At 38.4% G+C, this 11215-nt stretch carries 10 protein-coding genes, 4 tRNA genes and 1 pseudogene; 9 read left to right on the top strand and 6 right to left on the bottom strand.

Translation table 11 applies throughout. The features are described from left to right. Both DB41_RS12190 and DB41_RS02555 read left to right on the top strand, forming a co-directional pair. Positions 1-180, top strand: a 180-nt coding sequence (locus DB41_RS12190; RefSeq protein WP_039383950.1) for a hypothetical protein, incomplete at its 5' end; no start/stop codon positions are given. A gap of 345 nt (positions 181-525) precedes the next feature. After that, positions 526-1296, top strand: a complete 771-nt coding sequence (locus tag DB41_RS02555) for a type IV toxin-antitoxin system AbiEi family antitoxin domain-containing protein (protein ID WP_052243815.1) — start codon at positions 526-528, stop codon at positions 1294-1296. Between the two features lie 102 nt (positions 1297-1398). Here the strand turns inward: DB41_RS02555 and DB41_RS02550 are convergent. From DB41_RS02550 to DB41_RS02540, 3 genes are all read right to left on the bottom strand, one after another. Next, positions 1399-1480, bottom strand: a tRNA-Tyr gene (locus tag DB41_RS02550). Between the two features lie 7 nt (positions 1481-1487). Beyond that, positions 1488-1560, bottom strand: a tRNA-Thr gene (locus tag DB41_RS02545). Positions 1561-1789: 229 nt separating this feature from the next. Further along, positions 1790-2044 carry an SEC-C metal-binding domain-containing protein gene (locus DB41_RS02540; protein WP_039383948.1) on the bottom strand — a complete coding sequence of 85 codons (255 nt, stop codon included), beginning with the start codon at positions 2042-2044 and terminating at the stop codon, positions 1790-1792. Between the two features lie 120 nt (positions 2045-2164). Here DB41_RS02540 and DB41_RS02535 point away from each other — a divergent pair, with 120 nt between their 5' ends. The 3 genes from DB41_RS02535 (at position 2165) to DB41_RS02525 (ending at position 5868) form a co-directional block, all read left to right on the top strand. Then, a complete protein-coding gene (locus DB41_RS02535) occupies positions 2165-2911 on the top strand; it encodes an ATP-binding protein (protein WP_039383946.1) in 747 nt (248 codons plus the stop codon). Between the two features lie 243 nt (positions 2912-3154). Further along, positions 3155-4009: an AAA family ATPase gene (locus DB41_RS02530; RefSeq protein ID WP_039383944.1), complete on the top strand. Its 855-nt coding sequence runs from the start codon at positions 3155-3157 to the stop codon at positions 4007-4009. A gap of 5 nt (positions 4010-4014) precedes the next feature. Beyond that, positions 4015-5868 (top strand): hypothetical protein, encoded by a 1854-nt coding sequence (locus DB41_RS02525; protein ID WP_039383943.1) that lies wholly within the window; start codon positions 4015-4017, stop codon positions 5866-5868. Between the two features lie 69 nt (positions 5869-5937). Here DB41_RS02525 and DB41_RS02520 read toward each other — a convergent pair whose 3' ends face one another. Next, positions 5938-6960 (bottom strand): hypothetical protein, encoded by a 1023-nt coding sequence (locus DB41_RS02520; RefSeq protein ID WP_039383941.1) that lies wholly within the window; start codon positions 6958-6960, stop codon positions 5938-5940. A gap of 150 nt (positions 6961-7110) precedes the next feature. Here DB41_RS02520 and surE point away from each other — a divergent pair, with 150 nt between their 5' ends. Further along, a complete protein-coding gene (surE, locus tag DB41_RS02515) occupies positions 7111-7905 on the top strand; it encodes a 5'/3'-nucleotidase SurE (RefSeq protein ID WP_039383940.1) in 795 nt (264 codons plus the stop codon). Between the two features lie 487 nt (positions 7906-8392). Here surE and DB41_RS02510 read toward each other — a convergent pair. Both DB41_RS02510 and DB41_RS02505 read right to left on the bottom strand, forming a co-directional pair. Beyond that, positions 8393-8466, bottom strand: a tRNA-Asp gene (locus tag DB41_RS02510). A gap of 11 nt (positions 8467-8477) precedes the next feature. Beyond that, positions 8478-8550, bottom strand: a tRNA-Val gene (locus DB41_RS02505). 260 nt (positions 8551-8810) lie between these two features. Between DB41_RS02505 and DB41_RS02500 the strand changes: the two genes are divergently transcribed. The 3 genes and pseudogenes from DB41_RS02500 to DB41_RS02490 all read left to right on the top strand — a co-directional run. Continuing rightward, on the top strand, positions 8811-9743 hold the full coding sequence (locus DB41_RS02500; RefSeq protein WP_039383938.1) for a YitT family protein: 933 nt from the start codon (positions 8811-8813) through the stop codon (positions 9741-9743). Further along, positions 9740-10660 (top strand): tRNA epoxyqueuosine(34) reductase QueG, encoded by a 921-nt coding sequence (gene queG / locus DB41_RS02495; RefSeq protein ID WP_039383937.1) that lies wholly within the window; start codon positions 9740-9742, stop codon positions 10658-10660. The genes DB41_RS02500 and queG overlap by 4 nt, the downstream gene beginning before the upstream one ends. A 367-nt stretch (positions 10661-11027) precedes the next feature. Next, positions 11028-11215, top strand: a pseudogene (locus DB41_RS02490) (TIGR00730 family Rossman fold protein); the annotation flags it as partial.

Below are 11215 nucleotides of genomic sequence, written 5' to 3'. Positions count from 1 at the left end.
GTAAGAAACGCTTTAAGGGGGCTTTTCTTACAAAAAATTATAAGGAATCAAGGAGACACTAGTATTGCTTGGGATATAAAACAATTTCTAGGCTTTTCATTTTCCCATCCCCTGCTGGCTTATAAGGTTTTTTTATACAAGCATTTTTATATCAAAATGCTGCACAGGCCTGTTGATTGATTCTAGTAGCAACGGTTATTACCTCTTGCATAAAAGCCAGGCATGGTGCTAGCTTAAAGCCTTAGGCTCGCTTAAGAATTAAAGAATAGCTAATAAGCTTTAAAAAACTAAGCCTGCATACCCAGCCCTCTGAAAGCTGTCTCTTTACCTAAGAAGATTTATTTATAAGACATGCGATTGCATAAAGGGTAGCTCAAACGCTTGGGAAAAGCTGCTTCTGCCGATCGAAAAGTCAAGCCTTCATCTGCTGGTAGTGCAGAGGGTTGACCTCATTAGCTTTAGGGTAACCATTAAAAGGCTCACGGCTAGGTAGAAACATTTAGTTTATCATTTGCAAAAACACTTATGGGAGTAGCCCAGGCCCATACAGCATTGCAAATAGGAAAATTCCATCATTTATACTATTTAATGCAAATTCTTTTAAAGTCTAAATTTTGCTTAATCCCCGAATCAACAGGCTTGACATTACGAGGTTTTTCTTGTATAAAACCCTTAAATATTAGGGGATTTATGAAAACTCCAGAGTCGGAACTTTTTGAAATAGCAGAAACCCAGCAAGGATATTTTACCTTTCAACAAGCGACAGCTGCTGGATTCAGTGATAAAAATCATGCGTATCATATCAAAACCGGTGATTGGGTTAAAGCTTTTAGGGGTATATACCGTCTCGCCAAATATCCGGTAGGCGAAAGGGAGGAACTCGTTCTTTGGTTCCTATGGTCTAGAAATCGATCAAATGTCCCACAAGGAGTATATTCTCATTATACAGCTCTTGATCTGTATGAGCTGTCGGATAACATGCCATCAAAATTACACATGACTGTTCCTTTGGGATTTAGAAGAATGGCAAAAATTCCAGAGATTCTGATTTTGCATAGAGATAATTTACACACCGATGAAATTGTGATGAAGCAAGGCTATAAAGTCACAACGCCGTTGCGAACCTTGATTGATGTTTTAGAAGATAGTGTGCTCTCTGAAGATTTATTAATGCAGGCTGTTCAGGATGCCAAGAAAAAGGGGCTAATCACAAAATATGCCATTGAAGCCAATCAAAGATATCCTGCTAAAGTCGCTGAAAGGCTCCTAAAAATGATGGAAGAAGCATATGGGTAAAACATTTAAAACGGTAACAGCTTTATTGGAGAGGAAAACCTGTCTATAGTGGCGTTTGAATTATTTATAAAACCTGTGGACGGTAAGAAACGTCCAAAAGAATGGGGGCGGTTGGACTCGAACCAACGCAGACCGAAGTCGAGAGATTTACAGTCTCTTGCCATTGCCACTAGGCGACACCCCCAGAAGGATGCTGACAGTAGGAATTGAACCCACAACCGTCCGATTACAAGTCGGGTGCTCTACCAATTGAGCTATGTCAGCTTACACAATACTCGTTTAAAAGATAGCGTTTAATTATGCGTAACTTATAGCAAAAATGCATGATTAGCAGCAAGCCATTTTATAAAAAAACAACGGTATATTCTAATTTTTTAGTGTTCAAGAAGTTAGTGCATTTTTTTCAAGAATCGTTTGGCTTAACAATCCTACGCAGGCTATAGGCAAGCTTAAGAGAAGCCTTAAGCTTGCTCTATAAAAAGCTCTTAATCAATCATTCCGTCTTCTCTAAAGAGGGGGCTTCTACAGTAGAGACTTCCTTTTCCACATGGAGTAGGGGCGGTTGCTGCTTAAAAGTTTTAGCAATAGAATCTCCGAAAGTGCGTTCCATAAGATTAGGCATAGCAGGCTGATTTAACCATTTAGCAGTAAGTTTCTTTTTAGTGTACTTTTTTCCCCAACAACAATTTTTATATTTCTTTCCTGATCCACAGGGGCAGGGATCATTACGGCTCACTTTTTCTGTCATATCCATATCCTTTAGGCTATATTGGTAAGATTTAGAGCAAATTTTAGAAATGCCTTGACTCCGCCTCTAAGGGTACTATAAAGTATTTGGTAATTATTTTTAAATAAAAGTTAATTTTTTATGACTATCTCTCTACCTATTGCTCAGCCGCCCTGGTCGCGCTTAGGTAAAAAATTAGAAAGCACTTTTCGTCGCGCTCTTTATGACTATCAAATGCTAGAGAGCAATAATAAGATAGCGATAGCCCTATCGGGAGGAAAAGATAGCTTGACGCTATTATTTTTACTAAAAGCTATATCAGGTAAGGGCTTTCCTGAATTAGATATATATGCCATCCTTGTTAATGGCGAATTTTCTTGTGGGGCAGGCGTAAATGTCACCTACTTAAAAGCTATTTGCGATCAGCTAGGCGTCCATTTTATTGTTAAAGAATCTAAGCAAAAACTCGAAACACTTGAATGCTACAGTTGTTCTCGCGAAAGAAGATCTCTTCTTTTTGAAGCTGCCAAAAGTGTAGGAGCCACTACTATTGCTTTTGGCCATCATCGTGATGATAACATTCAGACCCTGTTAATGAATTTGTTGCATAAAGGTGAATTTGCAGGAAATTTACCCAAAATTTATATGCAAAAATATGGGATAACGATTATACGCCCTCTTATTTACATTCAAGAAGAAGATATTCGTGCTTTTGCTGAACAGTATGGATTCATAAGAATTATGTGCCGATGTCCTGTAGGACAAAATTCCATGCGCAAGAAAGTAAAGGAACTAATTAAAGAAATAGAAATTCTTTACCCTTATGCTAGCGAAAACATTGCCCGAGCCTCTCTTTTATATGGCTCGCATAAAGCTGCTAAGCCCTAATACATAGTGTTGAAATGAACGATAAGAACTGCCAGGATGCTTCTTATAAAACGTTCAGTTAGTTAGAAACATAAGCTTAAACTTACCTATAAAAAAGCGATCGATTTTCCTTATCAAAATAAATCTTTCCTTAAAGTTTTATTTTGATTTTTTTTAATTCTCTCAAAAAGCTAATCACTTTTATTTTTACTGTTTACATTTGTTGTGGATCTTCATACACTTTTTATCAAAAAGGAGATCAATATGGTTTATTCCAGGTCCAATGAGCATGAAAATCATATCACTATTCAAGGAGTGGAAATTGCTTTAGGATTTCCTGACCAGTTTAATTTTCAATGGATAGGTCAAAAAGATGTATTGGATCAACTTCTGGCAGCTTGGTTGGTCATTGATGAAAGAGATATACCTTTGAACCCTCGCTTAATTGGCAAGCCAGGAGTCGGCAAGACTACCCTTGCCTATGCAGCAGCAAAAAAGCTAAATAAAGAGGTCTATATTTTTCAATGCACGATGGATACACGTCCAGAAGATTTACTTATTAGCCCTGTTATAGATAAAGCAGGCGGAATCCGGTATGTAGCTTCCGCTTTAGTTACTGCCATGCTACGAGGGGGCGTCTGTATTCTTGATGAAGCTAATCGCATGAGTGAAAAGTCATGGGCTTCACTGGCTCCCCTTCTCGACACAAGACGCTATATTGAATCCATTGTAGCTGGCCTTAAAGTATCGGCGGACCCTGGCTTTCGCATCTGTATTACCATGAACGATGATACTTCGACGTTTGAGATTCCGGAATATATTCACAGTCGTTTACAGCCTCAGATCTATCTAGATTTTCCCGAAGCCGAGGAAGAAAAACGCATTCTTAAAGAAAATCTACCTTTTATTGATGAGTATATTGTTGAATACGTTATTAATTTTTTACAAAAAGCCCATACTAACGCTGAAAATTATACGATCAGGGACGGAATCAATATTGCACGTTATGCGGCGAAGAGGTTAAAAACTTTAGAAAACAGTAAAATTAATATTGATAATTTGCTACGTCAAGCCGTTCTCATGACGCTTGGCGATGAAGCACTTACCCACCTCATGTAAATTTTATGAACAATCTCCAAGCATTTTATATTCAGAAGGGAGCTGTTTTTGCGGTACCCATTCTCCATTATAAAATGGAAATGGCAGCTCAGGTACGCATGGCTTTTGAGGCCATTCAACCTGATTGCGTTGCCGTGGAACTTGCAGAAACTATGCAGCTACAATTATTGCATGCCGCCTCTCGTCTACCCGATATTAGTGTGGTGATGTGCTACAATAAAGATCATACGCCTATCTATTATATGTGTGAACCTTGCGATCCTGCTTTTGAAGGTCTGCGCAGTGCCATGGAAGCTCAAATTCCAGCCTATTGTATCGACCTTGATGTCGATGATTATTCGGATAGTACAGAATATATGCCTGACACTTATGCCATACACAAAATAGGGTTAGAGAACTATTATAAAGCATATAAAGATTTTTTTTTAGAAAAATCAATCAAAAGTACTATGGATCAACAGCGTGAGATGTTCATGGCAAGACGCCTAAAAGAACTCTCTTTTAGCTATGAAAGAATACTTTTTATAGCCGGCATGTCGCACATAGAAAATATTCTTACATTGATGGATAAAGCTTCTTTTGCTCCTTTGAAGCATGCCTCAAGAGAGCATATTGAACTGCTCACCTTATCGGACTTATCTACTCAAGAAGTTATGGCAGAATATGGATGGATCACTAAAAATTATGAACAAGCCAGGTGTGCCTATCCTTTAAAAAATAGAGAAGAGCCTGCTTTTTCTTCTTTTCCCCCTGATCGTCAAAAGCTCATCTATAATCTCTTTAAGTTGGCCGCTGAAAATTATACTAAGAATACGGGAAACAGCTTTCCAGGCTATAATTTTCGCAATATTATGAAATTCTCTCGCAACTATGCATGGCTCCATCAGCAGCTTTTACCCGACTTGTATCAGCTAATCAGCGCTGCCAAAGGATGTGTAGATCACAATTATGCCTATGAAGTATGGGCTTTGGCAACAGAATATCCCTATAGACGTAATGTAGATCAGCTTCCTGAAATTGATTTATCTATTGAAGATATCTGGGGAGCTAGTAAAAGCATTCGTTTTCATAGGAAAGAAAAAAGCAGAAAAGATTTATCTTTTCATAAGCAACGCAAGAACCGAGCACAGCTTCATTTTAGACCACCTCCCCTGTTTAGTATTTGCTCGTATCCTCCCGAAGACCTAGTGATTGAAAAATTTGGGGATTTCTTAAAGAAGAAGGGCACTCAGCTCATGCGCGAAGAAGCAGCTCGAATCGTTCCTTTTTCTTCAAGCCTAGAGGATGGAGTCGATACTAGAGAAACGATTCGCCATTGGCATGAAAAAAAATTATATGTCAAAGTCTCAGGGAAGCCTCCAGGCGGAGTAGGGTCAATCGTAGTAATATTTGATGAAGATACCCCTAAAGAAAATGAATCTTACTTAGAAAAGTTTCCCTGGCGTACGACTTGGCTAGGAGAACATAGTCAGGAATCCGATATGGCTTTTTATGCTACCGATCTCCATGCTAATGTGGTCGGTCCCGGCATCTCGCGTTGTCAGTATGGAGGTTTTATGATGTCATATCCCCCCCGTAGAATGTTTGATATATGGTCTGATGTTGATTATCAAAATTGTATTTCCAAAGCTGAGGTGCTTCTTATGGCGGCGATTGATTATGCTGTCCAATCGCTAGTGGTCTATGTTGCCAATCAACCACCTCGCTCCCTATTGAAAAGTTTTGCACGCCGCTATGGCAAAAAGATAGTTTACATCCCTTCAGGGCAACTATCTCCGCTTACCCTTAATAAGTTGCGTATATTTCATGTATTAGATGGGCAAAGCAAGAGAGAAATTGCTGGCGACTATATTTTTTAAAATTTTACCAGCAAACAACTTTTACAAGCTTAAAGATAAAAAGATTTATTAGCTGGACGAGTATTTTTTTTAAGGCATCAGTTTATGCTGAGCATAATGAATGATTTCATTAAGAGTTTTAAGGCGCTCAATTAGCTCAGGGGTTAAACGTAAATCTAGGTTCAAACGATGGATTTTTTGTTCCCATAATTCAAGTTGGGATTTAAAATCAGCTTTCTGAGTAAAAGTTAGAGTTTCGGCTAGGTTAATTTCATCATACCAAGGAGGAATGTGTTTTTCTAAGTAGGCAATCTGGATAAGCGCATCTTTCAAATCCTCATTTTCTTCCTCATCGCGTGAATCAGGTAATGACTGATTAACAATTTTATCAATTGCATGAAGAGCTGCATCAAAATATTTTTCGCGGCGCTTATCAACCTGAGCTTTCCATACAGCAATTTCTTTTAAGGGAAGGTTTTCTGGTTTTACCCTTAAGGCGTTAAGAGCATGAAGATAAGATTGTAAACGAACCTCAAGACGTTGGGCTAAATCTATCTTTTCCTCTTCATCTATCGAAAGAGCCTCTAGCATATGCTCTTGATAATCAGTGATTACTTGTACATCCCTGTCTATCACTTCAAGAAATTCATCGATCGTATAGCGGATAACAGCCTTAAAAAGAGCTTCTTTATCGGTAGTCTTTGAGCAAATTTGAATCCATAACTTAGCTTTTTCTACCCATTGACTATAACGCTGATAAGTTTTTGCTTGATGTAAAACCGAGCGCGGCTGCTCTATAGATTTATGTAAACGAGAAACCTCCTTAATAAGCGGATCTATTACTTCTTCAATGTACACAAAAGCTTCAGCATCAATTTCTTTATGAAGCTCATTCTTAATAGATTGTAATTGAATTAGTACCGCGCTAGCTTTAGATTGCAAATCTTGGATTCTCCCCACCAGCGGATGCTCTTGCAGAGGTTTACTCTGGAACCTTTGAAACGTTGAACGTATTCTATCTACAAAGCGAGCCAAAATGGTCAAACGTTTTTTTGCTGGCTCTTTTATAAAGGAATCTTGAGCAGGCGAAGATTTAGGTTTCTTTGGTGCCATAAAATTATATCACTATCCGGTAAAGACGCACTTTACCGTATAGTTTTATTTTTGTCAGGCGATAATTCTTAAAGAAGTTAATGTGATTATTATGATTGACTTATCATTAAAAAACATTTATATTTGCTCTTCAACTGCTATGGATTTAACATGTCTAAACGGCCTCATTTACTTATAACAAACGATGATGGCATTTATGCCCCGGGTATTCGACATCTCTGGAATGCTTTAAAAGATTTTGCAGATATAACGATCGTTGCGCCTGCAACCGAGCAATCAGCAGTCGGTGTTAGCATTACCGTACGTAACCCTCTTCGTTTACATCAGGTTGAATGGGCTGGCCAAACCCAAGCCTGGAGTCTTACAGGCACTCCTGCCGATTGCGTAAAGATGGGGCTCAAAGTAATCCTTGACAGGAAACCAGATTTGATTGTCTCCGGGATTAATCGTGGATCCAACGCAGGCCGCAACTTAATGTATAGTGGCACCGTAGGAGGTACTATTGAAGGTATTATTCAAGGTGTGCCTGGCATTGCTTTTTCTTGTGTAGATTACTTCAATACTGACTATCAAAAGGTAGAACACTATGTACCTCTTTTAGTAGATTATGTGGTGAAGCATCCCCTGCCCTCGGGTAGCTTGCTAAATGTTAACTTTCCCACTTATCAACATGAGATTAAAGGATTCAAACTGACCCGCCAAGGGAAAGAATTTTGGGCTGAAGATCCGTTAGAGCGTAATCATCCTGCTGAAGGACATTCTTATTACTGGCTAGGTGCTAAATTGCAGCAATTCGAAGAACATGAGGATAGCGACATTTCTTGGCTTGCCCGTGGATATATCGCGGCAGTACCTGTGCATGTAGGAGAATTAACAGATTTAGCTCATTTCAATGAGGCAAAAAGCCATTTTGAAGATCATCTAAATTTGCAAGCTGAGCCTTAAGAAAAACAAGAAGAGAAGTTAAAAATAAAACTTTTATTATTTAAGGAATTAGATCGATTCCAATAAAAGCCCTCCTGCTTGGCTATCAATTCCAGCAGCTCTTGCTTTTATTCTCAATTTTTAAGATTTTATAATGTCTGGTAAAAAATCTTTGGCTTGTATCTTGCCTTCTTTTTTTTTAAGGCTAACTTAGTGTAAGCAAAGATAATAGCCATACACTTTGAAAAAACTTAGCCTGCATAACCAACCCTTTGAAACATGTCTCTCTACTTAGTTCGAGAGATTTTTATGAAGTACGGGGCTGCATAAGGAGTCTCTCAAAGGCGTATTAAGAGCTCTTTAGAGCTATCACTCCTCCCCCCCCCCCACAGTTTGGAAAAGCGTTGAGGAAAATCTCTAAATTAATAAAGGGGATATTTTAAGGATGTTAAGGATAAGGTAAGCTAATTCTCTCTAAGAAAAAAATAAGTGAAATGATTAAAAGAAACGCGGGAGACGGGACTCGAACCCGCAACTTCCGGCGTGACAAGCCGGTGCTCTAACCAATTGAACTACTCCCGCGTATGCATAGTTGGGCGCAACAGGACTCGAACCTATGACCACCTGTGTGTAAGACAGGAGCTCTACCAACTGAGCTATACGCCCTCAAAAGGAAGCATTCAATATACCTTTTGCGGTTATTTATCTCAAGCATTTTCATTTTTTTCTTAGGAAAAAATAGTGCTCTTCGCTAATAACCAACTCATTGTAAAAAATTTATCTTTTTAATGAGCTAAGAAAAAAAAGCTTAAAGAAATCCTTAAGAGCAGTAAATAATCTTCAAAATAGTCTCATCTTTTTCTTTACATTTAATTTAATTTTATTTATACTGTTTTCTTTGACAAACCCCTAACAAATTTTAGATTATGCACCATCCTACCTCAGCTAGCGCTAAATCCATCGGTTCAGAGCTTATTATTTATCTCTTTTTAATTACAGGTGCTTTTTTAGCTGCTTTTGCGATTCAAGTTTTTCTGATCCCCAACCGTTTAATCGATGGTGGAATTGTAGGAATAGCCATGGTATGCGCTAATATTTTTGGCACTCAATATTTAGGATATTTTACTTTTGCTTTAAACTTGCCATTTGTTTTTCTGGCTTACAGGTATATAGGCAAAGTTTTTGTCCTTCATATGTTTTTTGCTCTTCTTTTCTTTACCGGCTTTATTTTTTTTATTGAGCATTATATGCCCTGGGCAGAATTTAAAGGAGAAACGCTTGAGGTAGTAGTGATTGGCGGGGCGCTTTTGGGAATAGGCATAGGCTTAATCATTCGCTATGGTGGCTGTCTTGATGGCACAGAAATTCTAGGGATTATCAGTAATCGTCTCACCGGCTTTACCGTTGGACAGGTTGTTTTGGTTATTAATATTTTTGTATTTAGTGCTGCTGGAATCGCCTTTAAAGATTGGCATCCTCCTCTTCTCTCTTTGATTACCTACATGGTAGTTAGCAAAATCATGGATACTGTCATTGTAGGTTTAGATGAGACTAAATCGGTCATTATTATTTCTTCCAAATCAGAAATTATTGCCAATGCTATCGTCCATGAACTAGGCTTAGGGCTAACCATTATGTATGGACGAGGCGGCTTTTCAGGAGATGAGCGAGAGATTCTTTATGTAATCGCCGAGCGCCTTCAGCTTGCTGATCTGAAAGAGCTTATTTATAGAGAGGATCCTGCTGCTTTTATTGCTATTGAAAACCTTCATGAAGTGGCCAATGGCAATCAAACGGGAAAATACAAAAAAACAAGTCTGAAAGAGCTATTTTCGAGGATGTTAAGTATAAAAAAATGACTTTATCCTTTGATGAGATCAAAGTAAAAGCATTAGAATTAGGTTGGGATGATGTAGGAATTACCCCAGCAAATGTTCGCCCAGAAGATATTCAAGCCTACAAAGAATGGCTCGCCGAAGGAAAGCATGCAGATCTGGCCTACATGGAAAAGGAAATACGTTGTTATCCTCAGCAATATTTTCCCCAGGCAAAGACGGCACTTATTTTTCTTAGCTACTATAAGCAACCTAAAGAAAATCTCCTGGCAGGCCAAGGGTTGATAGCCTCCTATGCAAGAGGAAGAGACTATCATCATGTCCATCGTAAACGACTAAAAAAATTCATTCAATGGCTAGAAGAGCGTGTAGGTGAACAGGGAATAGCTAAAGGATTCAGCGATTCTAGCCCCCTTTTAGAAAAAGCTTTGGCCGTACAGGCTGGGTTGGGTTGGTTTGGCAAAAACACTTTACTTATCCACCGACGTTTTGGCACTTACACTCTGATTTCAGGCATATTGACCTCTTTAGAGATACCAGGAGCTGTGATTTCTCTACGGCTACCGCGTTGTGGCAGTTGTACACGTTGTATAGATGCTTGTCCTACTCAAGCCTTAACTTCCCCCTATAAGTTAGACGCTGCTAAATGCTTATCTTATCACCTAATCGAATCTAAAAAACCCATTCCTCTAGAAATACAACAAAAAAATCCTGGTTATATTTTTGGCTGTGACATTTGTCAAGATGCCTGTCCTCATAATCAAAGAACTTTACCCTCTCTCACCGCAGCTTTTTCTCCTGCAAGCGGCAATGGAACTTATTTAGATTTGGAAAAATTAGAAGAATGTGAGAAAAATCCTGAGAAGCTATTTGGTACACCTTTGCAACGCCGAGGGATTACAGGATTAAAATATACCGCCGAAACCTTAAAACTAAAGTAAATGAATAGCCCTTATACTTTCACTTTCCTCCATCACTAAGTTATACCTTTTAAAATAACTGCGCCTGTATAGCCAAAAAGAAATCAACCTTTTTCAAGCTGACTCTTTCCCAAAAAACGAGCTTTTCACTAAGTATATGATTACATAAAGAGCTATTCAAGAGCTTATTGCTTTTGCAGTAAATAAAATTTAATTTTTCATTCCTTTGATTTATAATGGCTGCTCATTTTTTAAGCGACTTTTCTATAAAATTTCTAGCAGCTTCTTTAAGATAAATGCCTGTTGTAAATTTTTTAGTTGAAAATTATCTTTATATACATACACTCACGAACAACTGAACGCACGCCTAATTTCATTGAGGAGCTACATGCTATATAATAATGTCGAAGATGAAGCTCATTTGTTTAAAACTGATTCATGGCGCTTATTTAGAATCATTTCTGAATTTGTAGAAGGCTTTGAAAATATGACCACCCTAGGGCCTTCGGTATCTATCTTTGGATCGGCTAGATTACAAGCTAGCCATCCTTATTACAAGCTAGGCATTGATGTGGC

Source organism: Neochlamydia sp. TUME1 (genome assembly GCF_000813645.1).
Classification (GTDB): Bacteria; Chlamydiota; Chlamydiia; order Chlamydiales; family Parachlamydiaceae; genus Neochlamydia.
This window is presented reverse-complemented; position numbering and strand designations above follow the sequence as displayed.